Source organism: Neorhizobium sp. T6_25 (genome assembly GCF_002968555.1).
GTDB lineage: Bacteria > Pseudomonadota > Alphaproteobacteria > Rhizobiales > Rhizobiaceae > Neorhizobium.
Genome location: NZ_PVBL01000032.1, coordinates 1 through 26,945 on the forward strand (window position 1 = coordinate 1; position 26,945 = coordinate 26,945).

31 protein-coding genes, 1 tRNA gene and 1 pseudogene are annotated in these 26,945 nt (G+C 61.1%); 12 read left to right on the forward strand and 21 right to left on the reverse strand.

Translation table 11 applies throughout. The features are described 5' to 3' along the window. From C5L10_RS29180 to C5L10_RS29205, 6 genes and pseudogenes are all read left to right on the forward strand, one after another. Positions 1 to 112: pseudogene (locus tag C5L10_RS29180) on the forward strand (IS630 family transposase); the annotation flags it as partial. A gap of 23 nt (positions 113 to 135) precedes the next feature. Further along, positions 136 to 1,266 carry a HAMP domain-containing sensor histidine kinase gene (locus C5L10_RS29185; protein ID WP_245448275.1) on the forward strand — a complete coding sequence of 377 codons (1,131 nt, stop codon included), beginning with the start codon at positions 136 to 138 and terminating at the stop codon, positions 1,264 to 1,266. Further along, a complete protein-coding gene (locus tag C5L10_RS29190) occupies positions 1,263 to 1,580 on the forward strand; it encodes a hypothetical protein (protein ID WP_172717248.1) in 318 nt (105 codons plus the stop codon). The genes C5L10_RS29185 and C5L10_RS29190 overlap by 4 nt, the downstream gene beginning before the upstream one ends. 61 nt (positions 1,581 to 1,641) lie before the next feature. After that, a complete protein-coding gene (locus C5L10_RS29195) occupies positions 1,642 to 2,310 on the forward strand; it encodes an SOS response-associated peptidase family protein (RefSeq protein ID WP_105432532.1) in 669 nt (222 codons plus the stop codon). A gap of 28 nt (positions 2,311 to 2,338) precedes the next feature. Further along, positions 2,339 to 2,983, forward strand: coding sequence for an SOS response-associated peptidase (locus tag C5L10_RS29200; protein ID WP_105432533.1), 645 nt, complete (start codon positions 2,339 to 2,341; stop codon positions 2,981 to 2,983). Between the two features lie 117 nt (positions 2,984 to 3,100). Next, complete coding sequence (locus C5L10_RS29205) at positions 3,101 to 3,343, forward strand: DUF2934 domain-containing protein (protein WP_105432534.1); 243 nt, start codon at positions 3,101 to 3,103, stop codon at positions 3,341 to 3,343. Here C5L10_RS29205 and C5L10_RS29210 read toward each other — a convergent pair. The 12 genes from C5L10_RS29210 to C5L10_RS29260 form a co-directional block, all read right to left on the reverse strand. Beyond that, complete coding sequence (locus tag C5L10_RS29210; protein WP_105432535.1) at positions 3,323 to 3,667, reverse strand: hypothetical protein; 345 nt, start codon at positions 3,665 to 3,667, stop codon at positions 3,323 to 3,325. The genes C5L10_RS29205 and C5L10_RS29210 overlap by 21 nt on opposite strands. A 1-nt stretch (position 3,668) precedes the next feature. Next, a complete protein-coding gene (locus tag C5L10_RS29215) occupies positions 3,669 to 4,466 on the reverse strand; it encodes a Ku protein (protein WP_105432536.1) in 798 nt (265 codons plus the stop codon). An 11-nt stretch (positions 4,467 to 4,477) separates the two neighbouring features. Then, on the reverse strand, positions 4,478 to 5,383 hold the full coding sequence (locus C5L10_RS29220; protein ID WP_105432537.1) for a Ku protein: 906 nt from the start codon (positions 5,381 to 5,383) through the stop codon (positions 4,478 to 4,480). Positions 5,384 to 6,566: 1,183 nt separating this feature from the next. Beyond that, a tRNA-Pro gene (locus C5L10_RS29225) sits at positions 6,567 to 6,640 on the reverse strand. Positions 6,641 to 6,924: 284 nt separating this feature from the next. Then, positions 6,925 to 7,248: a hypothetical protein gene (locus tag C5L10_RS29230; protein WP_046636537.1), complete on the reverse strand. Its 324-nt coding sequence runs from the start codon at positions 7,246 to 7,248 to the stop codon at positions 6,925 to 6,927. A 185-nt stretch (positions 7,249 to 7,433) separates the two neighbouring features. Next, positions 7,434 to 7,622, reverse strand: a complete 189-nt coding sequence (locus C5L10_RS29235) for a hypothetical protein (protein WP_046636538.1) — start codon at positions 7,620 to 7,622, stop codon at positions 7,434 to 7,436. A 104-nt stretch (positions 7,623 to 7,726) separates the two neighbouring features. Next, entirely contained in the window at positions 7,727 to 7,876 is a 150-nt protein-coding gene (locus C5L10_RS33965) for a hypothetical protein (RefSeq protein ID WP_046636539.1), read from the reverse strand. A gap of 78 nt (positions 7,877 to 7,954) precedes the next feature. After that, positions 7,955 to 8,248: a helix-turn-helix transcriptional regulator gene (locus tag C5L10_RS29240; protein ID WP_105432538.1), complete on the reverse strand. Its 294-nt coding sequence runs from the start codon at positions 8,246 to 8,248 to the stop codon at positions 7,955 to 7,957. 31 nt (positions 8,249 to 8,279) lie between these two features. After that, positions 8,280 to 9,551, reverse strand: coding sequence for an O-antigen ligase (locus C5L10_RS29245; protein WP_105432539.1), 1,272 nt, complete (start codon positions 9,549 to 9,551; stop codon positions 8,280 to 8,282). Next, on the reverse strand, positions 9,548 to 11,101 hold the full coding sequence (locus C5L10_RS29250; RefSeq protein ID WP_105432540.1) for an undecaprenyl-phosphate glucose phosphotransferase: 1,554 nt from the start codon (positions 11,099 to 11,101) through the stop codon (positions 9,548 to 9,550). Before C5L10_RS29250 ends, C5L10_RS29245 begins: the two co-directional genes overlap by 4 nt. A gap of 99 nt (positions 11,102 to 11,200) precedes the next feature. Next, positions 11,201 to 12,361, reverse strand: coding sequence for a glycosyltransferase family 4 protein (locus tag C5L10_RS29255; RefSeq protein WP_105432541.1), 1,161 nt, complete (start codon positions 12,359 to 12,361; stop codon positions 11,201 to 11,203). Positions 12,362 to 12,368: 7 nt separating this feature from the next. Then, a complete protein-coding gene (locus tag C5L10_RS29260) occupies positions 12,369 to 12,926 on the reverse strand; it encodes a polysaccharide biosynthesis/export family protein (protein ID WP_172717254.1) in 558 nt (185 codons plus the stop codon). A 213-nt stretch (positions 12,927 to 13,139) separates the two neighbouring features. On the opposite strand from C5L10_RS29260, the gene C5L10_RS29265 reads away from it, so the two are divergent. Next, on the forward strand, positions 13,140 to 15,371 hold the full coding sequence (locus C5L10_RS29265; RefSeq protein ID WP_105432542.1) for an exopolysaccharide transport family protein: 2,232 nt from the start codon (positions 13,140 to 13,142) through the stop codon (positions 15,369 to 15,371). On the opposite strand, the gene C5L10_RS29270 is transcribed toward C5L10_RS29265, so the two are convergent. Together C5L10_RS29270 and C5L10_RS29275 are read right to left on the reverse strand one after the other, a co-directional pair. Continuing rightward, complete coding sequence (locus tag C5L10_RS29270) at positions 15,372 to 16,619, reverse strand: GNAT family N-acetyltransferase (protein ID WP_105432543.1); 1,248 nt, start codon at positions 16,617 to 16,619, stop codon at positions 15,372 to 15,374. A gap of 118 nt (positions 16,620 to 16,737) precedes the next feature. Further along, the gene (locus C5L10_RS29275) at positions 16,738 to 16,950 is read right to left on the reverse strand and encodes a DUF2842 domain-containing protein (RefSeq protein ID WP_046667802.1); all 213 of its coding nucleotides are present in this window, start codon (positions 16,948 to 16,950) and stop codon (positions 16,738 to 16,740) included. A 144-nt stretch (positions 16,951 to 17,094) separates the two neighbouring features. On the opposite strand from C5L10_RS29275, the gene C5L10_RS29280 reads away from it, so the two are divergent. Next, positions 17,095 to 18,195 carry a COX15/CtaA family protein gene (locus C5L10_RS29280; RefSeq protein ID WP_105432544.1) on the forward strand — a complete coding sequence of 367 codons (1,101 nt, stop codon included), beginning with the start codon at positions 17,095 to 17,097 and terminating at the stop codon, positions 18,193 to 18,195. Positions 18,196 to 18,356: 161 nt separating this feature from the next. Continuing rightward, positions 18,357 to 18,764, forward strand: coding sequence for a DoxX family protein (locus C5L10_RS29285; RefSeq protein WP_046667800.1), 408 nt, complete (start codon positions 18,357 to 18,359; stop codon positions 18,762 to 18,764). A gap of 106 nt (positions 18,765 to 18,870) precedes the next feature. Here the strand turns inward: C5L10_RS29285 and argC are convergent, their stop codons facing one another. The 3 genes from argC to C5L10_RS29300 form a co-directional block, all read right to left on the reverse strand. Beyond that, entirely contained in the window at positions 18,871 to 19,803 is a 933-nt protein-coding gene (gene argC, locus C5L10_RS29290) for an N-acetyl-gamma-glutamyl-phosphate reductase (protein WP_105432545.1), read from the reverse strand. Between the two features lie 64 nt (positions 19,804 to 19,867). Continuing rightward, positions 19,868 to 20,827: an agmatinase gene (speB, locus tag C5L10_RS29295; protein ID WP_105432546.1), complete on the reverse strand. Its 960-nt coding sequence runs from the start codon at positions 20,825 to 20,827 to the stop codon at positions 19,868 to 19,870. Positions 20,828 to 20,910: 83 nt separating this feature from the next. Beyond that, positions 20,911 to 21,702 (reverse strand): phenylalanine 4-monooxygenase, encoded by a 792-nt coding sequence (locus C5L10_RS29300; protein ID WP_105432547.1) that lies wholly within the window; start codon positions 21,700 to 21,702, stop codon positions 20,911 to 20,913. A gap of 152 nt (positions 21,703 to 21,854) precedes the next feature. Between C5L10_RS29300 and C5L10_RS29305 the strand changes: the two genes are divergently transcribed. After that, on the forward strand, positions 21,855 to 22,316 hold the full coding sequence (locus C5L10_RS29305; protein ID WP_038541909.1) for an Lrp/AsnC family transcriptional regulator: 462 nt from the start codon (positions 21,855 to 21,857) through the stop codon (positions 22,314 to 22,316). Positions 22,317 to 22,382: 66 nt separating this feature from the next. On the opposite strand, the gene rpsI is transcribed toward C5L10_RS29305, so the two are convergent. The 3 genes from rpsI to C5L10_RS29320 form a co-directional block, all read right to left on the reverse strand. Beyond that, positions 22,383 to 22,850: a 30S ribosomal protein S9 gene (gene rpsI / locus C5L10_RS29310; protein WP_046667795.1), complete on the reverse strand. Its 468-nt coding sequence runs from the start codon at positions 22,848 to 22,850 to the stop codon at positions 22,383 to 22,385. Between the two features lie 2 nt (positions 22,851 to 22,852). After that, on the reverse strand, positions 22,853 to 23,317 hold the full coding sequence (rplM, locus tag C5L10_RS29315; protein WP_037080613.1) for a 50S ribosomal protein L13: 465 nt from the start codon (positions 23,315 to 23,317) through the stop codon (positions 22,853 to 22,855). A gap of 800 nt (positions 23,318 to 24,117) precedes the next feature. Then, positions 24,118 to 24,468, reverse strand: coding sequence for a hypothetical protein (locus C5L10_RS29320; protein ID WP_105402993.1), 351 nt, complete (start codon positions 24,466 to 24,468; stop codon positions 24,118 to 24,120). Positions 24,469 to 24,556: 88 nt separating this feature from the next. Here C5L10_RS29320 and C5L10_RS29325 point away from each other — a divergent pair, with 88 nt between their 5' ends. Then, positions 24,557 to 24,985: a CoA-binding protein gene (locus C5L10_RS29325; RefSeq protein WP_105432583.1), complete on the forward strand. Its 429-nt coding sequence runs from the start codon at positions 24,557 to 24,559 to the stop codon at positions 24,983 to 24,985. 18 nt (positions 24,986 to 25,003) lie between these two features. On the opposite strand, the gene C5L10_RS29330 is transcribed toward C5L10_RS29325, so the two are convergent. Continuing rightward, complete coding sequence (locus tag C5L10_RS29330) at positions 25,004 to 25,441, reverse strand: DUF6455 family protein (RefSeq protein ID WP_105432548.1); 438 nt, start codon at positions 25,439 to 25,441, stop codon at positions 25,004 to 25,006. Between the two features lie 124 nt (positions 25,442 to 25,565). Between C5L10_RS29330 and C5L10_RS29335 the strand changes: the two genes are divergently transcribed. Continuing rightward, on the forward strand, positions 25,566 to 26,849 hold the full coding sequence (locus tag C5L10_RS29335; protein ID WP_105432549.1) for an O-acetylhomoserine aminocarboxypropyltransferase: 1,284 nt from the start codon (positions 25,566 to 25,568) through the stop codon (positions 26,847 to 26,849). Positions 26,850 to 26,945: the final 96 nt, after the last annotated feature.

The window sequence follows — 26,945 nt, forward strand, 5'->3', positions numbered from 1 at the left end:
GGCGGAGCGAAAGGTCGATGCTCTATGGGATGCCGTCGGCGCCTTGATCCCCCGCTTCACACCGGCAGAATGCGCAAACTACTTCAGGGCTGCTGGATATGACCCGGATTGAACAGGATGTGCTCTAGGCAGCCGATGGACCACGATATCGATTTCCGCGATCTGTTCGACAACGCACCGTGCGGATACCTCGTTTTGAACGACAAGGGCCGCATCGTGCTCGTAAACGAGACGCTCCGAATATGGCTCGATCTGGTGGACGACGAGCTTCTAGGCAAACGCCTGCTCGATCTCCTGCCCGTGGCGGGCCGTGTGTTCTACGAAACCCATTTCGCACCCCTCTTGCGCATGCAGGGGTTTTTCCACGAGGTCGCTTTGGACGTAGTCCGGAGGGACGCTACGAGGCTCCCTGTCCTTGCCAATGCGACTCAGCGAGTCGATGCAGATGGCGAAGTCGTGGAAACGAGGATCGCTCTCTTCCAGGCGACGAGCCGACGCAAATATGAGCGGGAACTGTTCGAAGCAAACGAGGCCGGTGATCGGGCACGGAGCGAAATTGAGACCCTCAATAAGGCCCTGACCGAAACAGGTCGCCTGCGCGACGAATTCATCGCCATCCTCGGACATGATCTTCGGAACCCAGTCGCTGCAATCGGGGGCGGCATGCGCATCCTGTCAAAAGAGGACCTCAGTTCAAGAGGTCAGCAGGTCGTCCGACTGATCGATGGCAGCGTTGCCCGCATGGGAAGATTGATCGATGACGTACTTGACCTGACCCGTGGTCGAATGGGTGGCGGCCTTACGATTTCCCGTAAGGTCGAAGAGGAACTTTCCCTCCACCTCAAGCAAGTCGTGGCGGAGCTTTCCACTGGGAGCGGCAGACGCATCGACGTCGAGATTGACCTGCCTGAACCAGTGTTCGTGGATGCCGGACGCGTTGGCCAACTCGTCTCGAACCTTCTCGGGAACGCACTGTCTCATGGAGCGGAAGACAAACCCGTCGGGCTGTCGGCACGAGTGGCTGGACATGACCTGATCATTTCTGTCTCCAACGGCGGCGACCCAATCCCGCCCGAGACGATAGGCCGCCTGTTTCAACCTTTTTTTCGAGGAGGTGACGCTGCGGGACGTCACGAGCAAGGCCTGGGGCTCGGTCTTCATATCGCCTCCGAGATCGCAAAGGCACATGGCGGAACGCTCTCAGTGTCGTCGTCCGCGGAGAAAACAACATTTGAGTTTCGCATGCCGATCGGTGCGGAAAATTGAAGGTGCGCGGTGACGCGGTAACCGACTTCATTTCCGAGCTCGTCGAAGCCGCTAACACCCTCCCTTCGTTGGCTCCATCCGAGCGTCGGCGGCTGATCGAACGGGGCATCTCGACGGTGCAGGCCCAGAGAGAGCTACTGCACGTCAATGGAAACATGGTCGCAATCCAGCCCGGCTTCATGGCGGACATGCCAACGCTGGCCGGGATGGCCGGGGACAACGACGCCGTAGATGTCATCGTGAGCGCCGGGATGCTGATGCTCGCCGGAGAGATCAGGCGTCTGCGCATCCTCTGTAACGGGGACGGAGACTAGTTCGCGTTGTTCTTATTCCGTTCCTGTGTTATCCCGTTGCGCGTTTCTGTGGGACCAGTCAATGTCACGCCTGTATGCGATAACGCGAACCATGGACGAGATCGTCGCCCATTTCGGCGTGGACGTTCCGAGTCCGGCTGACCTCCCGAGCGAGACGATCGAGGGCACACAAGGACTGATCGTGCTCGAGAAGGACGGTCTCCGTCTGCTCAAGTCGATCCCGTGGGGCTTCCCGAGGCAGACACGCGAGATGCGGACAGGCGGGGAGCCGCCAAGTCGCATCGGTCTCGTAGCTGACCTCACCAATCCGCTCTGGGATCGTATTGTCGTTGATCCGCGCTATCGATGCCTGATACCGCTCACTCACTTCGCAAACCCCGACGGCCCCAAGGGCGAGAAGAAGAGGACATGGTTCTCGATGAACCGCCAGCCCTTGATGGCTTGGGCCGGGTTCTGCAAGAACACGGCCGACTTCGGACCCGTGTTTGCCGGAATGACGATGACAGCGAACGAGAAGATCAAGCCGTTCAACGACCGCATGCCGGTCCTTCTGAAACCAGACGAATACGACCGCTGGCTTCACGGTTCGATCCAGGACGTCATCGCGATTCAGTTTCGCGATCCCCCGCCTTCGGAAGACTTCGAAATCCTTTACACTCGAGACCGCTGGCAAAGCGGGAGCCCGCCGGGGAAAGCCTTGCCGCGCAGCGCCAACGACGCCATGTTCTAGCAACCCGCGACCTACCGGGAGACAACGCATGTGTAACTTGTATACCGTCCGCAAGTCCGCCGCCGAGGTTGCCGCACACTTCCGGGTGGCGAACCCGATGGCATCCAACGCTCCTGAGGAAGTTTACCCGGGGACACCTGGCATGGTCGTCACGGAAAACGAAGGCGTGCGGGAACTGCGGTCGATGACGTGGGGGTTTCCGATGCGGTTCGCGACTATGAAGCCGGACGCGAAGCCCAAGCCCGTCAACAACATCGCGGACTTGACCAAGGGTACTTGGGTCGGTCTGGCCCGCAAGCCGCAATGGCGTTGCTTAATCCCCCTTACGCATTTCGCTGAACCCGAGGGGCAGAAAGGTGCGATGACCAGGACGTGGTTTTCGTTGCCGGGCGAGCCCGTTTTCGCCTGGGCCGGACTCTGGCGCGTCAGCGACGAGTGGGGTCCGGTATACTCAGGCACGATGACTGACGCCAACGCGTTCGTGGCTCCCGTCCATAACCGGATGCCAGTGATACTCCGCCGCGATGATTACGATCGATGGCTACACGGAAGCTTCGAGGATGTACTGGCCTTCCAAAGGCGGTCCTTCCCGCCAGAGCTGATGTCGATGGAGAGGACGTCCGAACTCTGGGTCAAGAAAAAGACGGCGACGGAAAGTCCGCTACTCCTGTGACATGACCATTGAGCTCGCCCTCAAGCTTGCCCGTTGGCCAGGCGTCAGCTGGCCTTGACGTCAGGAACGACTTCGCGAGGCACGGGTTATATTCAGTGAGCCGTGGAGGAGCGCGAGATGGTAGACAAGGAACAGCAGCAGCGTGAGCGGGCTTACAAGATCTGGGAAGACGATGGTCGCCCGGAAGGTTCACACGACGAACATTGGCGGCGTGCCGAAGAACAGCATGAGCTGGCCGAGCAAGAATCCGAGGATGTGACGAAGGTCAATCAGCAGGCCGACGACAGGTTCGCGAGGGACGACACCGAAAGCACGTCGGTAGCAGACATAAAGCCGCCATCAGCGGTGAGCCCCGATTGATAGAGACGACAACTTCCTGCGGCCATTGAAATCCCGAGGCCTTTGCTTCGCTCGAAGTGCAAGGACGTCCTTTTCGAATATCCAAACCTTGCCGTCGTCGCCATCTCCCCGCGCCAACATGACTTCGGCCATGTCACGGTAGACATCTGCATAGCGTGCCAGGCGCTTTAGCGACGCCTCTGGAGGATCGGCGGTGGCGATCATCGCCTCGCGGGTTACGACGACGATCCAGACCGACGTGCCATCAGTCACTCCGAGATGGCCGTTCTCTCCGAAGAGAAAAGGGGAAGGTTCGCACAGTTCGATTTCGACGACATTGTCCATCCTATCCCGCCTTTTTGCTTTTGAGTTCGTCGGCCAATGACTTTTTCAATGCGTCCATGATGTTGATGACGTTGGAGGCCGGAGCGGCCGTCCCTTTGCCTTTAGTTGATTTCTTGGCAGGCTTGAGGGCTTTCTTCTTTTCAGCGATGAGTTTGAGGAGGCTCTCCTGGATCGGGTCGCTGACCATGTCCGGCGACCACCGCGCAGTCTTCTGCTTGATCAGCTTTTGGACCAGCGGCAACAGATCTGGATCGGCTTCGTCCTCGATGTCCTCGAAGTAGTTCTCCTCGGGTCTGACCTCGTCTCCGAAACGAAGCGACCAGAGTACGATGCCCTCACCGCGAGGCTCGAGGACGACAGCGCGCTCGCGGCGGCCGATGACGAGCTTCGACACACCGACAACCTTGTCAGCTTTCATCGCATCACGGATGACAGCGAATGCCTCGTTTCCGACGGCGTCGTCGGGCATCAGATAGTGCGGTTTCTCCAGATAGACCCACTCGATGCTGTCGGCGGGCACGAACTTCTCGATGTCGATCGTCTTCACGGTATCGAGGTCGTCTTCAGTCAGGATGACATAGTCGTTTTCGCCGCGGGCGTACCCTTTCGCCTCGTTCTCGTCGCGCACCGGTTTTCCCGTCACCGAGTCGAGGTACTGGGAGACGACGCGGTTGCCGGTCGCCTTGTTCAGGGTATGGAAGCGCACCTTCTCGGATTCGGATGTCGCCGGGGTCATCGCTACCGGACAGGTGACGAGGGAGAGTTTCAGATAGCCTTTCCAGTAGGGACGCAATGCCATGATCCGTCTCCTCAGCCTGCTTTGCGCTGTGGGGCTGTCTTCACCGCGGAGGACTTCGCGGCCGTCCCGCGCGCGGCGCGTTGCCGTCCGGTGCCAGCGTTGGCATTGGCGGCAGTGCGTTTCGGTTTGTCCGCTGCGGCCTTCATCATTCCGGCGCTTTCACGCAACGCGGCCAGCAGGTCGTTTGGCTTCGAGACTTCGACCTTCTTCTTTTTCGGGAGTGCCTTGCCTTCGATCTTTGCCTTGACCAGTTCGGCCAGCGCCGCTTCATAGCGGTCATCGAAGGTCGCAGGATCGAACTCGCCCTTCTTGGTGCCGATGATGTGCTTGGCGAGATCGAGCATCTCACCCTCGATCTTGATCTTCGGCAGTTCTTCGAATACCTTTTTCGACGAGCGTACCTCGTAGTCGTAGTTCAGCGTCGTGGCTATGAGGCCCTTGCCATGGGGCCGGATCAAGACGGTGCGCATCCTGCGGAACAGGACCGTGCGAGCGATCGCGGCGACATTCGATTTCCGCATGCCATCGCGCAGGGCTGCGTAGGCGTCGGAACCCATTCTGTCCGGCGTCAGGTAGTAAGGCTTGTCGAAAAATACGTCGTCGACATCGGAGCAGGGGATGAACGCCTCGATCTCGAGCGTCTTGTTGCTCTCGGGGATCGTTGCCGCCACCTCTTCGGGGTCGATGATGATGTATTGCCCGTTTTCGATCTCGAAGCCCTTGGTCTGGGCTTCTTTCGGTACAGGCTCCTCGGTCTCGCTGTCGATAAACACGCGGTTGACGCGGTTTCCGGTGGCGGTGTTGATCGTGTTGAAGGTGATGCGCTCCGATGTGGATGCGGCAGTGTAGAGCGCCACCCCGCATGACACTTCTCCGAACTTCACGAAGCCTTTCCACTGTGCCCGCTGACCTGCCATGACGCTAAACTCCGACTCGACTGATTGGCGACTCAATCATTACGCAACCGATTCGTTCCGAATCGAAACGAATCAGTTTTCAATGACTTAGCGATGCCTGCGGAATCGATCTCTGAATCCCGACGACCAGGCCAGGGATGCAATCAGCGACCGGCACCACTAAGACGTAGGCCGGCCATCAGCCGAGTGGTTCGCGGGGCACCCATCATGATTTCGCGGAATCCCGGGGCCATAGTCAGCTGATAGGTTTGCGCTGCTAAAAGATTGTGCAGACACTCTACCTCGGTCGGCCAATGGGACGAACGTCGTCGCCCCGGGGCCGTCGAGTTGGCATCAGCCAGCCGCGAACGCGCGTTGCTCGACGACAGCAGAGGGAGGTCGGACCAGCACTTTTCCGCCGGTCAGCATGATCTTGTTGAAATAGCTGGATACACACATGAGAAATCGATCACGACAGTATCTGAAGACCCCGATGCCTATTTCGAGCGCGCAATTGTTGATAGCGCGCGACAGGATGCGTTTGAGCGAAGTCGACCGTCATCGCTTCCCGTGTTAATCGCGAGAGGCTGTCACAATTATCGCGATCGTCCCGCTCGTGCTTGAATAGTTCGGTGACGTCTTTGAACATCTCCAAACCTATCTGCTTGCGAACTGACCCGCCGAAGCGCCCTTCGGCAGCAATTGCTGCAATCCCCTTCTCAACGTAAAGAAATTTTACGAGGGGAGAATGTAGAGTTTCTGGGGTAGGGGGACGTATCGCGAGAGATTTTCTAAGGTGTGGGAGTCCGATGGAACGCCGGGTTTAGGCGTACCAACCAACGCTACCTGAGAGCGGTTTCTTAAACCGGCGGGATAGGAACCTAAAAGCCCAGAGGGTCCGTACGGCTCCGCCGAAAATGACGGCCTAGCGGCCGGCTTTCTTAGGTCAAAGGTGTATCGGTGATCTTCCGGCTTTATCCGAGGCAATCGCCGGATCACCGATCCTTTGACAAAGCAGAATGCGGGAAAACCCGCATTAGTCTTTCTTCATGAGGGTCGATGGAATCTGAACACTTGCAGTTGAACAAATATTGTCCTGTCGGTGAAGCTCCTTCATTGAAGTTCACTCGTGTTGAGGACACGCACTCAAGTACTCATCAACATCAAGGCGAGTCCTAAGTTTTTGATTTTAAAGCGAAAAACCTCGGAATGGCCGGATTCGAACCGACGACCCCTTGACCCCCAGTCAAGTGCGCTACCGGGCTGCGCTACATTCCGTTATGGTTTCTCTACTCAGTCTGAACATAAGCCAGCGATCCCGCATAATGAACCGACGACCCCTTGACCCCCAGTCAAGTGCGCTACCGGGCTGCGCTACGCCCCGACCTGCTCAATGAGCATGTTTTCCCTAGTCGCTCCGCTATCGCGGCGCAAGCTCAAAATCCCTCGATCGGAAGAAAAAGAGAATGGCCGGCATGAGAATGCGCCGGTGAACATAAAAGCCGCGCCCAAGTTTAGGCGCGGCTTTCGCGGTCAATGGAGCGGTCAGCCTCGGCGACAGGTCAGATTTCCGGACAGCCGCGGCGGTTTGCAAACGTGATGCGATCCGGCCCGTTGCGCGTGAAGCCCTCGACGGTGACGCTGCGGCTCGTCACGCGGACGACCTGGGCGTCGCGAAAGCCTTCGTCGCGGGCTGCGGCACGCGCTTCACCGGGGCTGCAGCCGCGGCGATCGTAATCGCGATCCCGGTCACGGATCATAGGCCGCACGCCATCTGGTCCGACGCGCAGTTGGATATCCTGCGCGGAAGCGGGAAGGGAGAAGGCGCCGATGGCGCCTAACGAAAGGGCAACTGCAAGCCCCGCGTTCGAAATCAGTCTGATCATGGTTATCCTCCTTCTGCGCGGCGGTTCGACCGCCTGGGCGCCAATTGGTTCACGAGAGACCAACTAGAAGAGGATGACAAAGGTTCCGCTGGAGGAGGCAGTTTGAGTGCAAACCGACGTTACGCATGCTCTCGACTTCGGCTTGAAAGCCACGCAGAAAGATCGAGCGGGATATCTGGAAACGTCTAGCGGAAACGCGGCGCGCGGCTCGCGTTCATCAGCAGTTCCTGCTGGGACGCAAACGGCCCTAACAGCTTCAGCAATCGCGTTTCTTCTTCGCAGTCAAGACGATAACGCTTGGCGAACTCGGCAACGCTCCAGACTTTCTTCAGCCCTTTACTGTCGACCTCGTCGAGATTCATATGCCTGGTCATAAGTATCCCCTTTTCTTGCTTATTTGAAACTAAACGCACATGGTGAATTTTGTTCCGGACAACTCTGAGCTTCTATCGTTAATAATGTATCCTCTAACGAACCCTCACTTCTCTTGGACTTTTATACCATTCTGGCCGATGCTGAGTTCGACGCCCTTCGGCTGGGTTTCTTCGCGATAGACGTAAAACCCGAGGCCGATAACGGCGACAAGCAACGCGCCGATAACGAGATAGAGATTGTTTGTGCGTGTCATGCGTGACCCCCCTGCATATATCGTCTGACGGCGGGGAAACGCGTGAAATCTCAAAGAGTTCCCGCGCTGCAGCGATTTTCAGTCGTCGTTTGCGGCGTTGAGGTTCTGGGGGCGGATTCCCTCGTCGTGAAACTGCTGGCGCAGCCTCAACCCCGGCCCGGCACCCGCATCGTCCTCGCCTGCGCCAAGGAAAAGCACGCCCTTCGACTCGAAGATCGAACGGAGCCGATCGGTAACCGCGGCATTTGCGAAGACCTGCGAGGCCTCGGCTTCTTCGATTGCGGATTTGGAGAGCCCGGATGCGGCGGCGAGTTCCTCCACCGTCATTCCTGTCATCGCGCGTGCGGCGCGGAGTTGCGAGACCGTCAGCATGATAGAAAATCTGGAGCGCTGGACCTTAAAGTCAAGCGGTCCTGGCGGCCGGCGAGGGGGATCGCCGCTGCGACCGGACGAAACGGTGCTCCAGCGCAATGCAGCCCCAGACGATGCCGAGCAGGAGGTAGAAATGCCGCCAGTGGTCGGTGTCGATGACGTTACCGATGATCGCATGCCCCAATATCATCACCCAGGCGACCATCAGATAGGCCTGCCACGGGCGTTCACGCAGCATGTAGCGGAAGCCGAACCACAGCGTCGACCAGATCATGATCTGATAGGTGATCGCGCCGAGCCAGCCATAGGTGGTCAGCGTCTTCAGCCAGATATTGTGCTCGTCCTCGCCAAAGATCTTGCCGAATGCCATCGGGCCTAGCCCGAGCGGCCGTTCCATGGCCATCAGGAAGCCGATCTTGTGGCGCTCGAAACGGCCAAGGCGGGCGCCGTCATAGTCCTGCACCAGCTTGGCGCGGTTCGTGAACAGGTCGGAGACCTGCGGGAACTGCAGCGCGATCGCCAGGGCAAGGACAAGGAAGATCGCGGCTCCGCCGGCGATCGCCAGGATCTTGAACCGGAAGGCGGTGGTGCGCTCCTTGAGGAGCATGACGATCACCAGAGCGATACCGGCAAATATGAGAAGGCCCCAGGCGGCGCGCGAGAAGGAGAGGAAGATGCCGAGCGCCAGGACGAGGATGCCGGCGATCAGCAGCGGCGCCTTCATCAGCGGTCCGGTCAGCATCCGGTAGAGGAGGTAGAGGAGGGGGGCGACGAGATAGGGACCGAAGACGTTCGGGTCCTGGAAGGCGCCCATGGCGCGATTGTAGCGGGTGAACACATGCGAGCCCGGAAAGGCGTTGAAATAGCCAAGAACGCCGAGCAGCGAGGTGATGATCGCGGCGATCACCCAAGCCTTGAAGATCAGGTTGAGGCGCCGGTGGTCGTTCTCGATGATCGCCGCGTAAAACACCGAGCTTAGCGCCAGGAAGGTGGAGACGGCGAAATACATCGGCGCCTCGCTCATGTCCTTCATGACGAACATGGAGAACAGGCCGCTCATGTTGAACGTCAGCAACATCACGAGAAGCGGCGCGACGGTGCGCGAGATCTTCAGGCCGAGCAGGAACCAGATGCCGATCTGGATCACCATGATCAGTTCGTAAGGGGCAGGCTCGGAAATGACGAAGCCGGACAGGAAGACGCCAAAGGCGATCAGGCCGGAACCGGCCAGCTTCATAGCGGCAAGGCGGCTGTCGAAACCTGCTGGGTGGCTGCCTGGCCGGCTATAGTCGAGCGTGCTCAATAGGCGTTGTCCGTGTTGAGAAGCCGGATCGGCGTCATGAACAGGATCTTGAGGTCGAAGAGCAGCGACCAGTTCTCGATATAGTCGAGGTCGTAGGCCGTGCGGGCACGGATCTTCTCGTCGCTGTCGAGTTCGCCGCGCAAGCCATTGATCTGCGCCCAGCCGGTGACGCCCGGCTTGACGCGGTGGCGGGCGAAATAGCTCTCGACCACGTCGACATATTTGCGCGTGCCCGTCTGGGCGAGCACCGCATGCGGGCGCGGGCCGACGAGCGAAAGCTGGCCTCGCAGCACGTTGAACAGCTGCGGCAGTTCGTCGATCGAGGATTTGCGCAGGAAGCGGCCGACCGGCGTGACGCGCGGGTCGCCCTTGGTGACGGCCTTGACCGCCGTCTGGTCGCTGAGGTCGGTGTACATCGAACGGAACTTCAGGACGTCGATGATCTCGTTGTTGAAGCCGTGGCGCTTCTGGCGAAACAGGATCGGCCCCTTCGAGGTCGCCTTCACGGCGATTGCCGCAGCCAGCATGATTGGCCAGGTGAGAAGGAGGCCGACCACCGAAAAGACGATATCGAAGACGCGCTTGGCGACCGAATCCCAGTCGCGGATCGGCTTGTCGAAAATGTCGAACATCGGCACCGCGCCCACATGCGAATAGGAGCGCGGGCGGAAGCGCAGGCGGTTGGCATGGGCGGCAAGGCGGATATCGACCGGCAGCACCCAGAGCTTGCGCAGCAGCTGCAGGATGCGGGCCTCTGCACTGGCCGGCAGCGCGATGATCAGCATGTCGATGCGGGCGAGGCGGGCGAATTCGATGAGTTCGGCAAAGGTGCCGAGCTTCGGATAGCCGGCGACGACGGTGGGCGAACGGTCGCTGTTGCGGTCGTCGAATATGCCGCAGATGCGGATGTCGTTGTCGGGTTGCTGTTCGAGCTGGCGGACGAGCTGCTTGGCCGGTTCACCGCCGCCGACGATGATGGCGCGGCGTTCCATCACGCCGTTGCGACCCCAGTGACGGATCGCAAAGGCCGTGAGCTGCCGTTCGAGGAACAGGAAAGAGGCGCCGGTGACCAGCCAGGCGAAAAGGCCGGCAAGCGGATAGGGCTTGGGTTCGACGAGATAGAGGGTCGAGGCGGTTAGCAGGAAACCGATCGTCCAGCCGACGAAGACCCGCCTGGCGGTGCGCGAGGCACCGCGGAGCGACGGGATCTGATAGGTGTCGGCTACCTGCAGAAGCAGGACGGTGAGCGTCGAGCCCCAGGCGACGAAGGCGAAACGGGCGAAAAAGCCGGTAAGATCGATCGGCGCGAAAAGCGCCCCGACACCAAGTCCGATCGCGAGCATGGCCAGCAGTTCGAACAGCCGGAACAGGCCGATCAGCATCGTCGGCGAATAGCTGTCGTTGCGGAACTGCTCGGCGATCTGGCGCGCAAATGGATTGAGCACCGTGGCGTTCGCCGGATCATGCTTTTCGTCGGCTGCGCGGAGTTCCGAAACCTTCTTGCGAAGGCTTTCGACATCGAACTGCTCGGACTTGTTCGGCTGGTTCATGGACCGATCCCTTTGGTCTTCCAAGCCCGGCGGCGTTGGCAGCCCCGGCGACACTGGAAGCAATGGGAAACGCTTACCAAAAAGAGGTGAAGGAAGCCTTTAGCCGCGTCCCGAATCCGGCCTCGAACCTGTCAGGTCTTGATACAGGCCGAGCATCTCGCGGGCCATGACCGAGGCGGAAAACACCGCCTTGAAGGCTTCCGGTTTCGGCATCACCGCATCCTGCCAGCCGGGCGTCGTGACCGCTTGCGTCATGACGCGGGCGAGGTCCGCGGCGTCGCCGGGAATGGCAAGGGCTGCACTGGTGTCGCCGAGCACTTCCGGGATGCCGCCGACCCTCGAGGCGATCACCGGCTTGCCGGCCGCCAGCGCCTCGAGCACGATATAGGGCATCGCCTCCGCGCGGGAGGGGACGACGACGATCTTCGCCATGGCGAACGCGTCGCGCGCCGGCATGGCCGGCTTCATCTGGATGCGCCGGCCAAGCCCGCGCTCGGCCATCATCGCCTCGTAGCGGTCGCGATCCGGGCCATCGCCGACCATCAGGGCCGAAAGCGGATGACCGACCGCCCTTTCGGTGCGGGCGAAGGCGTCGATGAAGACGTCCGGTCCCTTGAGGTCGCGCAGCATGCCGATATAGAGGAAATGCGGTGCCGCCGGGTCGGTGGCAATCGGCTCGAACTCGGCGTCCTTGATGCCGTTGTAGATCACCCGCGACACCTTGCGCGGTTTGCCGACCTTGGCCTCGTAGGTGCGCCGCTCGTAGTCGCAGACGAAGACGAGAGCGTCGCCGAAATGCTCCTGGAAACGTTCCAGCCGCAGCACGGCCTGGCCGGAAAGGCTCGACCGGCTGAAATGCAGGCTGCCGCCATGCGGCGAATAGAGGCGGGCTACGCGATACCTGTTGACCCGCAGGGCTGAGCCGATCAGCCGGGCAATGGCGCCACCCTTGGCGCCGTGCCCGTGCAAAATGTCCGGCTGCAAGCTCTTGATGTGTTTGTAACTCCTGTAGATAGCCGCGAAATCGGAAGGGGCGATCGCGCGGCGCATCGGAATGCGGGTGAGGCCGAGCGAAAGCAGCGGCCTGACGCTGTCGAACAGCCGGTCCTCATGCGCTCCACCGGTCGAACTGTCGCACAGGATACCGACCTCGTGGCCGGCCGCCCGATGCTCCTCGACGAGATCGCGCACATGGCGGAAGATTCCGCCGACGGGCGACCTGAAGCAGTGCAGTATCCGCAAGGGAGGGCTCTCCGCCATGGACCGGTCAGAACAGCCGCTCGCGGACGTAGATCGTGTCGCCGGCAAGCACCGTGGAAGAGATGACGGTGCGGCCGGTGATCACCTGGCCGTTGATCTTGCGGGTGACGTCGACATCGCGCTGGTTGCCGCGGGAGGTGAAGCCGCCGGCGATCGCGATCGCGTTCTGGGCGGTCATCCCCGGCACGTAGGAATATTGCCCGGGCCGGCCGACTTCGCCCATCACGAAGACGGGACGATAGCGGTCGATCTCGGCGGTAACGTCCGGATCGCGCAGGTAACCCTGCTTGAGCCGGGAAGCGATCGAGCCTTCCAGCGCCGGCAGCGTCTGGCCGCGGGCAGCCACCTGGCCGATCAGCGGGAAGGCGATGTAACCCGCCTGGTCGACCGTATAGGTGTTGGTAAGGCCGGGCTGCTCGAAGACGCTGACGCGCAACCGATCGCCGCTATCCAGCCTGTACGGCTGCATGGCTGCCTGCTGGAAGCTTTTCGGGGCGGGCGCGTAGCTCGTGCAGCCGGCAAGCGCCGTCGCAGCGAGGGCTAACGCCAGCACCTGTTTGGCCATCACGCGTTTGAAGGGGGCGAAGGACATTTCCGCGGTCGAGGCTCCGGCTGTTCATACCATCTGTCCCCGTTATCGATCCGTTAGGGTTAATGCCCGGTAAAGAGGCTGGGAATTTGGGGATTTTCTTGGGGTGCCACCGCTGTACTTGGCCATTAACCCTCGCGTTACCATGATCCTTTACTCTTTGCCGAAACCGATCAGTTGGAGCGTATCATGTCAGGCGTAAACGGTGGCAATCAGGACGTGGACATCGACCTTGGGCGGGTCATATCGGCGGTCTGGGAACGCAAGGGCAGGATACTGGGCGCGACGGTCGTCGCGGCGGCGCTCGCCCTTGTCGGCACCACCCTGATGAAGCCAAGCTACAAGGGCGAGACGCGGCTCCTGATCGAATCCCGCTCCCCGAACCTGTCGGGAGGGGACGCCGCGGCACAGGCCAACGACCCGCTGCTGGACTCGCTTAACATCACCAGCCAGGCGCAGCTGCTGCAATCGTCCGACCTCATCAAGCGCGTTGCCCGCGACCTCAACCTCGCCAGGCTCAAGGAATTCGATCCGGCCGCGCAGTCCTTCCTGCCCGATCCGCTGGTCCTGATCGGCCTGAAGCAGGATCCGATGTCACTCGACCCCGAAGACCGGGTGATCCAGGAATTCCGCGAGAAGCTGGATGTCTATGCGGTCGAGAATTCGCGCGTCATCGCCATCGAGTTCTCCTCGCGCGATCCGAAGCTCGCCGCCGACATCCCGAACAGGATGGCGGAAGTCTATCTCCAGCTCCAGAGCGGCGCCAAGCTCGACACTCATTCAGAAACCGCCAAATGGCTGGAACCGGAAATCGCCAACCTGACCAGCAAGGTCAAGGAGGCCGAAAAGAAGGTGGCGGATTACCGCTCCTCCAACGGCCTGTTCCAGACCACCGAGACCAACAGCTTCTCGACCCAGCAGCTCAACGACATCTCGACCGAGCTTGCCCGTATCCGCGGCGAGCGCGCGAATGCCGAGGCTCGCGCGGAGAACGTCCGCACCGCCCTGAAGGCGGGCCGCGCTTCCGACACGCTGAGCGACGTCGTCGGCTCGCAGGTCATCCAGCGGCTCAAGGAGGCGGAGGCCAACCTTCAGGCACAGATCTCCGACTCCTCGACCTCGCTGCTCGAAGGCCATCCGCGGCTGAAAGGCCTGCGCGGCCAGCTTTCCGGCATCCGCCAGCAGATCGAGAGCGAGACCAAAAAGATCCTCGCGAGCCTCGAAAACGAAGCCGAGATGTCGCGCATCCGCGAGCGCCAGTTGATGGGCCAGCTCAACGGCTTGAAGGCGGATTCCGCCAAGACGGGCGAAGAGGAAGTGGGCCTGCGCGCGCTGGAACGCGAGGCCGCCGCCCAGCGCCAGCTGTTGGAAACCTATCTCGCCCGTTACCGCGAGGCGACCTCCCGCCTCGAGGGCAATTCGAGCCCGGCCGACGCCCGTGTCGTCTCGAAGGCCGTCGAACCGTCGGAACCCTATTTCCCGAAGATCATCCCGATCGTCATCGTCGTATCGCTCGCCACCTTCATTTTCGGCTGCCTGATCGTTATCGTCAGCGAGCTCTTCTCTGGCCGTGCCCTGCGTCCGTCCAGCGTTCGAGAGATTGATGAGGAGATTGTGCCGGCAGCTGCCGCATCCGCGCCCGCCGCTGCGGCCGCTCCGCTGCCGGTCCACCAGATGCAGGCCGAGGCCGCCCGTTTCGACCGGCCGGAACCGGCCCGCGAGAGCGCGAAGAACGCGGCGGCGCTCGCCTATGCCAAGATCGCCGAACAATCGCTGTCCGAAAAGGAGAGCGAAGCGGAGGAAGCCGTAGCGGAGGTCGACGATAGCGGCTTCACCCTCGGCTCGGTCGCGCATTATCTGCAGCGCCACGACGTGCCAGTCGCGATCGCCATTTCACCGGGCGGTGACGAGGGCTCGACAGCGACCGTCATGCTCGCCCGCGAGATTGCCGAGAGCGGCCGCACCGTCGTGCTGGTCGACATGACCGGTTCTGCGGCCCCAACGCAGATGATGGTGGAAAATCCGAAACTGCCCGGCATTACCGACCTTCTCTGCGGCGAAACCGCCTTCGGCGATGCGATCCATCCGGATCGGCTTTCCGAGGCACATATCATTCCGCACGGCGCTTCCGATCCGGCGCGTGCCATGCGCGGCGTGGATCGCCTGTCGATGGTCATCGATGCGCTTGCGGACGCTTATGACCTGGTGCTGATCGAATGCGGCCCGGCCGAGATCGCCGGCATTTCGCGCCTGACCCGCAACGCCATGGCGGAGATCGTCCTGTCGGTGCCGGGCTTCAAGGATGAGGAAGTCGCCGAGCTGGTGACGGACTTCGAAGCGGCCGGTTACAGCAACCTGCTGGTCATGGCGCAGACCTCCGACCGGCATTCGCCACGTCCCGGCAAGCGCCGCGCCGCCTGACTATTCGGCGTCGGAGGCGGGAGCTTCCGACGCTTTCGGGCACCGGCGGGACCGCCAGCGTTGCACCATCGCATAGAGGTGGGGACTGCGCTTGACTGCCGCCTTCGCCTTGGTCACTCCGATCAGGAACGGCCGGATCACCGAACCCTTCCAGGTCAGCGGCAGCAACATATCGTGCTGCACCGTTTCCTGGGTGCACCAGTTGCGCTTGTAGGGCTGGTCGCCGACGCCGAAATCAAACACCGACGCGCCTTCGCGGCAGGACTGCTCGATCATCAGCCAGAACAGCAACTCGCCGGGGCTCGCCTCCGGGCAGATCGTCTCGTCGATCGAGCTGAACTGGCAGATGACATGATCGCCCTTGCGTGACAGGCCGGCAATCGCCGCGATATGCCCCTCGTGTTCGCCGCGCAGCCGGATGGCATGCAGCATTAGCGGCGTGTCGGTTCCCCTGGCCGGGACATCCATGAGGCGGTGGAAGAAATCCTGGATGCCGGGCAGCTGGAAGACGTCCGGCAGGCCGAACAGTCTGAGACGCTCGCCTTTCTGGCGAAAGAAGATATCGAGCAGGGCATGTTTTTCGGCGGGGTCCGTCGGGATGAAATGGTCATAACCGCCGATCGCCTCGATCTTGCGGCTCTGCGAGCGGAACTTCTTGCGGCGGCTTTTCGCGTTGAGCTGCGCCAGCGTCGCCTCGAAATTCTGAAAGAGCGGCAACTGGAAGGAATGGTTCTGGTTTTCGATCGAAGCAAATGCGGACAGTGGATGTCGCATGCCCCGCCAGACAAGCGGGATATTGTCGAGAACGACCAGATCCGCCTTGTCGGAGAGGGCGAGCCTCAGGCCACAGGCGAAATTCTGCAGTTCTTCCGCATCGGGTGCGGCGAGCTCGGCATCGAACAGGCCGGTATTGACGTTGTTGAACCGGTGGCCGAGCAGGCGGGCGATCCGGGCGCGGCGTTCCGACACGATTTCGAGCGGCAGTATGAAAAGCGTGCGGCCATCGACAACGCCCTGGATGATCGCAAGTTCGCTGCGATGCGCTTGAACCCAGGCGAGACACCAGTCGAAACCCTGATGAAGGGAGTTCTTGCCAAGCCCTTCGAGCCGCCGCCACTCGGCTTCCACGGAATGGAGATCGTCTGTCGAAATGAGGGATAGCTCGGCGAGCCGGACGGTCTTCTGAGCCTTCGGCATGTCGAGCACGTCCTCGACCTGATCTTCGTGGTGGATCTTCTGCTGCTGCATGGCTTTGCCCGCTGATGCCGTTTGGCTGGCAACATAGGGGGAGGGCACCAAAATTCGGTTTACCGGCGGCCCACGCCCCGCGAAACCGCTGCCGCTGGTTAACCGATGGTAAAGCCGGCTATCCCTTGGGCTTCGGCCCGGCCATCCATTTGATGATCAGCATGGCCGGCAAAATCCAGAGGAGGCCGCTGATCAGGAAGTAGAGGAAATGCACCCACCACGGCGAAGTGGCGAGCAGCAGCGTCGCGAAAGTCGTCGCGGCAAGCGCATAGAAGATCACCAGAACGATGATCAGGATGGTGCCGATGAAACTTCTCAAACGCGGGACCAAAACGTCTTCTCCTATCCGCGACCGCATGCCGCAAAGCGCCGGGGCTTGTTTTGCATGGGTTGATGGGGCAAAGCAACGCGAAATGCTTGATGGATGCTTGGCCATGTGCCGCGTCCTTTTGGCTTGAGCGACAGGAGCATACCCATGTCGGCAACCGATGCAGTGATCATCGATGTCCTGAACCATACCAAGCGCCGCGAGCGCGACCGCAAGGCCGTGCGTATCTGGCTCGGCGCCGTTGTTTTCACGCTGTTCTGTCTGGTCCTTGTCGGCGGCGCGACGCGGCTTACCGACTCCGGCCTGTCGATCACCGAATGGAAGCCGATCCACGGCGTCATCCCGCCGCTGTCGGCCGAAGAGTGGGACGTGGAGTTCCGCCTCTACCAGCGCATTCCGCAATATCAGGAAATCAACAGGGACATGACGGTCGATCAGTTCAAGTCGATCTTCTGGTGGGAATGGGCGCACCGGTTCCTCGCCCGCTCGATCGGCCTGGTCTTTGCCCTGCCTTTGATGTTCTTCTGGCTAACCGGTCGCATCGAAAAGCGCCTACGGGGTCCGCTGGTCGGCCTCCTGGCGCTTGGCGGTTTCCAGGGGTTCATCGGCTGGTGGATGGTATCTTCCGGCTTGACCAAACTGGTCAGCGTCTCGCAATACCGGCTCGCGACACACCTCGTCATCGCCTGTCTGATCTTCGGCGCCTGCATCTGGATCATGCGCGGGCTGGCGCCGCATAGCCGCGATCTTCTGCCGACGGCAAGATCCAAATGGGCAGCCGGCGGGATCGCCTTCCTGGTCCTCTTCCAGATCTATCTCGGAGCGCTGGTGGCGGGGCTGGATGCCGGCCTTTCCTACAACACCTGGCCGCTGATGGACGGCGCCCTGGTCCCGGCCGACCTTTTCGTCCAGCAGCCCTGGTGGATCAATCTGTTCGAGAACCCGAAGACGGTGCAGTTCGTGCACCGCTGCGGCGCCTATGTTCTGTGGGCCGCCTCTCTCGTGCACATGATCGTCTCTCTCCGGCTGGCCCCCGGCTCGACCCATGCCCGCCGTTCCGTCCTGTTGTTCGGGCTGGTGACACTACAGGCCGTCATCGGCATCTCGACGCTTGTCATGCAGGTGCCGCTTGATCTGGCGCTGACGCACCAGGCCGCCGCGCTGATCGTGCTCGGCTTCGCGATCGCCCACTGGCGCGCCTTCGTCGGCGAATATCCGCCGGAGACTGCGATCGTCACGCGGAGCTGATCTGCCCGTACATTGACAAATATCTGCGAGAGGCGGGCGGATCGATTTCCGTCCGCCTTTTTTGCTGCGAAAAAATCTGCAGCCCGATGTCGGCCACAGTGTCTGTCGCCCGTCCTTGGGACATAGTTCAAACGGCTTCGGCCACAGGAGAGGGTAGGGTTATGGCAAAGACAATCGCAATTCTCGTCGCAAGGCTGATCTTTGGCGGCCTGTTCGTCATGGCGACGACGTTCAAGTTTCTCGATATGCAGGCGACGGCCGTCTTCATCTCAGGCGCCGGATTTCCATTTCCGCTGTTTCTCGCCTGGATTGCGGCGATCTTCGAGGTGGGGCTGGCCCTCGCATTCCTGACCGGCGCCTTCTTCTCCGAAGCGGCGCTGCTTGCCGGCGTCTATGTCATCTTCCTGGCCTTCGCTTTCCATGGCCCAAGCTTGTGGGAAGCCAACCAGGCGGAGTTCGGCTTCTTCGTCGACCACTTCACGTTCCTCGCCGGGCTGCTGTTCGCCGCCGTGCACGGTCCGGGCGAGAAGCTCGCCGTCAATCTGGGTCTGAAGCGGGTATTCGCTTAGGCCCGGAGCAATACGTTGCGGACGGTGCCGACGACGGTATCGGCAATCTGTCTGGCGGTTTCGATCCGCCATTCGCCAGGAAAGGAAAAGGGAATGCCTTCTGCCATCAAGCCGAAAGCATCAGGTCCATGTTCTGGACGGCCGCACCCGAGGCGCCCTTGCCGAGGTTGTCGAGCAAGGCCACCAGGTTGACATAGGCGCCGCCCGGCGTGCCGAACACGAAGAGCTTCATCGTGTCGGTATCGACCAGCTCTTCCGCATCGACGCGGGCAAGTGCCTTGCTCTCGTCGAGCGGCACGACGGTGACGATGTCCTGGCCGGCATAATGCTCGACCAGCACCTTGTGGATGCTCTCCATCGTCGCGCCGTCGCTCAGGTCTTCGAGGAAGAGCGGCACCTGCACGATCATGCCCTGCGCGAAGCGGCCGACCGACGGCGAGAAGATCGGCGCACGGTCGAGCTGGCCGTGGATCTTCATCTCCGGCACGTGCTTGTGCTTGAGGTTCAGGCCGTAGAGGAAGTTGTTGGCCGAGATCGCGTCTTCGCGCGACCGGTCTTCCATCTGGCCGATCAGCTGTTTGCCGCCGCCGGTATAACCGGAGACCGCGTTGACCGTGACCGGATAACCGTCGGGCAGGATGCCGGCGGCGCGCAGCGGCCGGATCAGGCCGATCGCGCCGGTCGGGTAACAGCCCGGATTGGCGACATGCCGGGAGGCCTTGATCTTGTCCGCCTGCGCCTTGTCCATCTCCGCAAAGCCATAGGCCCAGGAAGGATCGACGCGGAAGGCGGTCGAGGTGTCGATCACCCGCACCTTGTTGTTGCCGGCAAGCATGGTCACGGCTTCCCGCGAGGCGTCGTCCGGCAGGCAGAGAATGGCGACGTCGGCGCTGTTCAGGAGATCCTCGCGCATGGCGGCGTTGCGCCGTTCCGCTTCCGGGATCGACAGCAACTCGACGTCGCGGCGGCCGGCCATGCGGGTGCGGATCTGCAGTCCCGTGGTGCCGTGTTCGCCATCGATGAAGATTTTCGCTGTCATGGTCTTATCCTGTTAGATCAGTGCCTTGGATTGGATGCCGGATTCAGTTTACCAGCAAGTTGATTCAGAAATTTAACGCGCCCGCGCGGCGTTCCGCACGAAGCCCGAGCATATACATCGCAACCGTCGCCCCCGCAATGGCGGTGATATCCGCATGGTCATAGGCCGGCGCCACCTCGACGACGTCGGCGCCGCGGATATCGAGGCCCCCAAGCCGGCGCAGCACCGAGAGTATCTTGGCGCTCGAAGGCCCCCCGGCGACCGGCGTGCCGGTGCCCGGCGCAAAAGCCGGATCGAGGCAGTCGATGTCGAAGGTGAGGTAGGTCGGAGTTTCCCCGACATGATCGACGATAACCCGGGCGATCTCGGCTGCCGTCATCTCCTCGACCTCATGGCCATAGAGGAGGCGGACCCCGAAATCTTCCGGCGCGTGGGTACGGATGCCGACCTGGATCGATCGGGCAGGATCGATGATGCCGGCCCGCACCGCCCGCGCCACGAAGGAGCCGTGGTCGATGCGTCCCTCGTCGTCGAGCCACGTGTCCTGGTGCGCGTCGAACTGCACCAGCGCCATCGGCCCATGTTTGGCGGCATGCGCTTTGAGCAGCGGCCAGGTGACATAGTGGTCGCCGCCGAGCGTCAGCAGGAAGGCACCACTGTCGAGGATGACATTCGCCTGGGCCTCGATCGCCGCCGGGGTCTTCTGGTGGTTGCCGTAGTCGAGCAGGCAGTCGCCGTAATCGACGACGGCTATCTCTGCGAAGAGATCGCGCTGGAACGGATACTGCGGATCGTTGTCGAAGATCGCCGACGCCCGCCGGATCGCCTGCGGCCCGAACCGCGCGCCCGGCCGGTTGGAGGTCGCGGCATCGAAGGGAATGCCCCAGACGACCGTATCCACACCCGTCAAATCCTTGGTGAAACGGCGGCGCATGAACGACAGTGCGCCGGCAAACGTCGGGTCCGACGCGGCCGAGGTCGGGCTTTTTGCAGTGAAGGCATGGTCGATCGACTTTTCTGCCATGGCGTCCCTCCATCGTTAAGGTGGCGGGACGTTGGACAATAAGGGCCGACAAGGCAAGCCTGAACGAAACAAATGCCTCCCGTTCAGGAAGCCTTGGCTTCGAACACCGGCGGAAAGTCTCCCAGCACCTTGGCCTCGCTGATGCGCGCCCCGATATCCTCCTCGATGATCGATTCCAGCTGCGCAAAGCTGTCGATGACATAGTAGATCGGTTGGACGATATCGATGCGGTAGGGGGTCCTGAGCACCGTCATCAGATCGAAGGGCCGGAATTCGGCCTGACGGCCTTCCATAGCGGCCCGCGTCTCGTTGGGAGAGGAGACGATGCCGGCGCCGAAGCAGCGGCGCCCCTGCGGCGTGTCGATCAGGCCGAACTCGACGGTGAACCAGAATATCCGGAACAAGTGCCAGGAATATTCCCGGCCAAGCCCAACGGCTTTTTCGCCGAAGCGGCGAACGAAATTGGCATAACTCCGGTTGGTGAGGAGCGGGCAGTGGCCGAAGACCTCATGGAAGATATCCGGTTCCTCGATATAGTCGATGTGCTCGCGGCGGCGGATGAAGGTCGCCAGCGGAAACTTGCCCTGCGACAGCAACTCGTAGAAGCGCGACGGCGGGATGAGGGCGGGCACGCCCTCCACGCCGAATTCGGTGGTCTCGTTGAGGCGCCGGTCGACATCGCCAAGCTGCGGAACCTTGTCCGCCTTCAACCCGAGTGCCTGGACGCCGTCCAGATATTCCCGGCAGGCCTTGTCGGCCAACAGCCTCATCTGGCGCTCGTAGAGCTCGCTCCAGATCCGGTCTTCTTCGCGTGTGTAGTGGTAGATGCCGTCTGCATCCGGCAGGTTTGCCGTGTAGGTGCTTTGCTTGGTCATCAGCGCCTCCCGTTGCGTGATGGAATGGCCGGGTGCTCCAGACACCGTCGGCCGTCAGGTCACCAATATATCTCCGAAAGGGCGGGTAATCATTTCAGCTTTGCCGAATTGAGCGTAAATAATGGGAAGATATTTCGGGAGGAGAGGCCATCATGAAAGAAAACCTGCAGGCGGCCCGCAAGCTTCTGCAACTCGTGCAGACGGGCGACGGTTCGTCGCTCGCCGAATTGGCGGAGAAGGCCGGCATGTCGCAAAGCACCGCATGGCGCAAGATCCAGGAACTGGAGGCCGAGGGCGTCATCCGAAAGCGGGTAGCACTTCTCGATCCGGCAAAGCTCGACCTCAAGCTCTGCATCGTCGCCCATGTGACGCTGGAGGACCATCACGAGGAGGCGATCGAAGCCTTTGCCACGGTCGTGCGCGACCGGCCGGAGATCATGGAGTGTTATGCGCTGTCTGGAACCTTCGACTATATGCTGAAGATCCGGGCGCGCGACGTCGAAGCCTACGAGGCTTTCATGACCCGCCACCTGATGCGCAACCCGCATGTGCGCAACGTGGTCTCCAGCTTTGTCCTGCGCGAACTGAAATCGACCACCGAGCTGCCGATATGAGAAAGCCCATAAAACGAAAAGGCGGAGCCGAAGCCCCGCCTTTTGCAAGTCTGAAACCAGAAGCGATTAACGCTTGGAGAACTGGAAGGAGCGGCGGGCCTTCGCCTTACCGTACTTCTTACGCTCGACCACGCGGCTGTCGCGGGTCAGGAAGCCACCCTTCTTGAGCACGCCGCGAAGGCCCGGCTCGAAGTAAGTGAGTGCCTTGGAAACGCCGTGACGAACGGCGCCGGCCTGGCCGGAGAGACCGCCACCGGCGACGGTCGCGACGATGTCGAACTGGCCGGTGCGGGCAGCGGCGATAACCGGCTGCTGCAGGATCATCTGCAGGACGGGACGGGCGAAGTAGGTCGAGAAGTCACGGCCGTTGACCGTGATCTTGCCGGTGCCGGCCTTGATCCAGACGCGGGCGACGGCGTTCTTGCGCTTGCCGGTCGCGTAGGAGCGGCCGAGGCTGTCGACCTTGCGGACATAGACCGGAGCGGCAGCTTCGGAAGCCGGCGCGAGGTCCTTCAGGGAGGAAAGATCGGCCATTATCAGGCGCTCCTTACGTTCTTGCTGTTCAGCGATGCCACGTCGAGGGCGACCGGCTGCTGTGCTTCATGGGGATGGTTGGAACCGGCGTAAACGCGCAGGTTCTTCATCTGGCGACGGCCGAGCGGACCACGGGGAACCATGCGCTCGACAGCCTTCTCGATGACGCGCTCCGGAAAGCGGCCTTCGATGATCTGGCGCGCGGTGCGCTCCTTGATGCCACCCGGGTAACCGGTGTGCCAGTAATAGGTCTTGTCGGAATACTTCTTGCCGGTAAGGACGCACTTTTCCGCATTGATGATGATGACGTTGTCGCCATCATCGACGTGCGGAGTGAAGGTGGCCTTGTGCTTGCCGCGGAGACGGTTGGCGACGATGGTGGCGAGGCGACCGACAACGAGGCCTTCGGCATCGATGATCACCCACTTCTTCACCACCTCTGCAGGCTTCTGAACGAAGGTTGACATGTTTTTAACTCTTTCTTCTAGGACCCATGACATCCGAAACCTTCGAATGCAGGGCGTTTCTTGTTGCTTGGATTGCCTTGGCCGAGGCCGGCAAAAAGAAAGCGGGCCGAGACGGTCCGCGTTCTGGGGCGGCTTATACCGAGGGAGGCCAAAAGCGTCAAGGTGACGGTTTTCGCGGATCGAAAAATAGATGCAGCAAAATCAATAGGTTATCTATGTGGTCCTATGATACCACAATTTTCTGGGCAAAATACGAAGCAGTCAATGCTCAATCGTTGTCTCGTTCCCGCCGAGGGCGTCAGACCGGCCGTTCTGCCACTATCCGTTTGTCTCTCATGATGGGAAAGAAAACCCATCTTATATGCGTGAGCCGGGATTCCGCCGCGCGGCAACTCGGGCTTGGCAACGGCTGTCGGAAGCGTAAAAACCTGTTGGGATGGCAGGGTGAGTTGCGCCACCCATTGTGCTTGTCGCTCGTTCGAGCTAAATCCAGAGTTGTGCAGACAGAAGGACGGAGGACTGGAGTTCGAATTTGCGAAATCCGTCTTTTTGAAGCTTTCAGGTGGATTTTGCCGCGGCGATAGCTGTCACCTGCTCACATTTCAATGGGATGCACGACGGAAAAGAAAACCTGACAAATGTTCAGAGAACCAAGTTTGCCCCGGCAAAATTTAGTAGCAGTTTCTAATTCAACCATAAGATGGTGCTAATATGTGCGGGTACAAAGAGGGAATTTAGTCCGAACATTCGGAGAACTTCAGCGTCCGGGCATTCTCGATTTTTTCACTCAAGAAGCCCGCCTAGAATCTCAGGCACCCGGCCTGGAGAGGAAAACAATCTTCGGGATCGGGTCTCCTTTTGCACGCCCGAACGGGACAGCTCGGCGTGTCGGCCGTTGGCACGGTCACCCGATCGGCGAACTCATGGCCATCGCAGTAGCCGCTGTCGATGACATAGCGGTCGTAGAGCGTCATTCGCGCCTTGTTGCGCGACGGGTAACGCAGGATCACAGCACCCTCGCGTCCGATCGCCCGCTGTACGGCGGCGCAGGACATGCCGGTGGAATTGTAGCGCGATATCGCGGCGGCCGGCTCAGCCGAGAGCAGGGTGCCGGAGGCAATGATCGCAAGACAGCCGAGAAATTTTTTCATGATCCTCATCCCTTTTGACGAGACGCGGACCTACATAGCGCAGAAGCACTGCGCCGCCAGAGGCGCACTATTTGCAGGAGGCGCCGTCATGAACCATGACCATTACGACAATGCCTATATCGCCGATATCCTGAAGGGCACCAGGACGATTGCGCTGCTCGGTGCATCGCCCAATCCCGACAGGCCGAGCAACCGGGTCATGGGGTTTCTGCTTTCCAAGGGCTACACGGTGTTTCCGGTCAATCCCGGCCAAGCCGGCAAGCAGATCCTCGGCCAGACGGTCTACAGGACGCTTTCGGACGTGCCGCAGCCGGTCGACATGGTCGACGTTTTCCGCGCCGCTGAATATCTGGACGGCGTGGTCGACGAGGCGATCGGGCTCGAAACCAGGCCGAAGGTGATCTGGGGCCAATTGAGCGTGCGCGACGACAAAGCTGCCGAAAAGGCGGAAGCGGCCGGCATCAAGGTCGTGATGGATCGCTGCCCGGCGATCGAATATCCCCGCCTCGTTGCCTGAGACGACCGTCGAAGCGAGCTACTTGGCGAGCAGTTCCGGCCGGTTGCGCATGTCGTCGAGCAGTTCGGCATTACCGCAATAGCTTGCGAAGTCAGCGGCGGCGCTGCCGTCCGTGAGTTCGCGGCGACAGCGGGTCTTCTCGCCGCAGTGGACGCAGGTGATGTGCATGTCCCGGAATTCGGCCGGCTCCTCCAGCCTGGCTTCCTCCGGATCGATGTTGAGCAGCTTCATCAGCGCCAGCATTTCGTCGGCCGCATGCGGGCCTTTGGCGATGAGCTCGCGCAGTTCCTGCTCCGACAAGGCGTTGTCCTGTGCCAGCAGCTTGACGGTTTCGTCGTCGAGGCTGGCGAGAAGCTTGGCTTCGTTGATCACCGCCCATGTGACGGAACACCAGCGCTTCAGCCTGCCGGTGAGATTTTCCCGGGTGGGGTCAAGGGTCGGAATTGTGTTGTCCATTGCAATCTCCTCTCTATTTCTTCGGAGGATAGATTCCGGAGAACGATATACCTTGATCGCGATCAACCGCCGGGGTCTGCTGGAGCGCTAACAAACAGGCGCCAATTCAAGGGGAGGGACTAAAATGCCGACACTCAATCCGGGTTTTTCGACGCTGGCCGTGCATGCGGGCGCCCAGCCCGATCCGACGACCGGCGCGCGGGCGACGCCGATCTACCAGACCACGTCTTTCGTCTTCAACGATGCGGATCACGCCGCCGCCCTGTTCGGCCTGCAGCAGTTCGGCAATATCTACACCCGCATCATGAACCCGACCCAGGCGGTGCTGGAGGAGCGGGTGGCGGCACTTGAGGGCGGGACTGCGGCGCTCGCGGTCGCCTCCGGCCATGCCGCGCAGATGCTGACCTTCCATACGATCATGCAGCCCGGCGACAATTTCATCGCGGCGCGAAAACTCTATGGCGGCTCCATCAACCAGTTCGGCAATGCGTTCAAGAGTTTCGACTGGCAGGTGCGCTGGGCAGATAGCGACGATCCGGCAAGCTTCGAGGCCGGCATCGACGAGCGCACTCGCGCGATCTTCATCGAGAGCCTCGCCAATCCCGCCGGCACGTTCGTGGATATCGCGGCGATAGCCGAGGTGGCGCATCGTCGGGGCATTCCGCTGATCGTCGACAACACCATGGCGACCCCCTACCTCGTCCGGCCGCTCGAGCACGGCGCCGATATCGTCATCCACTCGTTGACCAAGTTCATGGGTGGCCACGGCAATTCCATGGGCGGCGTGATCGTTGACGGGGGCACCTTCAACTGGTCGAAATCGGGCAATTATCCGATGCTCTCGGAACCGCGCAGCGAATACGGCGGCATCGTTCTGTACCAGGCTTTCGGCAATATCGGCTTCGCCATCGCCTGCCGGGTGCTGGGCCTGCGCGATATGGGGCCGGCGATCTCGCCCTTCAACGCGTTCATGATCCTGACCGGTATCGAGACGCTGCCGCTCAGGATGCAGAAACACTGCGACAACGCCGCTGCCGTCGCCAAATGGCTGAAGGCGCATCCGAAGGTCGCCTGGGTCAGCTATTCCGGCCTGGAGGACGACCCCAACCACGCCCTGCAGATCAGGTATTCGCCGAAGGGCGCCGGCTCGGTCTTCACCTTCGGCGTTACCGGGGGCTACGAGGCTGGCAAGACGCTGGTGGAAGGCCTGCAGCTGTTCTCCCACCTCGCCAATATCGGAGACACCCGTTCGCTGGTCATCCATCCGGCCTCGACGACCCACCGGCAGCTGAGCGAAGAACAGCAGATCGCCGCCGGCGCCGGGCCAGACGTGGTGCGCCTGTCGATCGGCATCGAGGATGCTGCCGACATCATCGCCGACCTCGACCAGGCTTTGTCGAAGATCTGATGATGATTGCCCGCAGGCGGCCCGATCGGGCGCCTGCGGGCGATCATCGTGATCGCGTCAAACAGCTCGAAAACATGCAGCCGAGAGGACCAAATA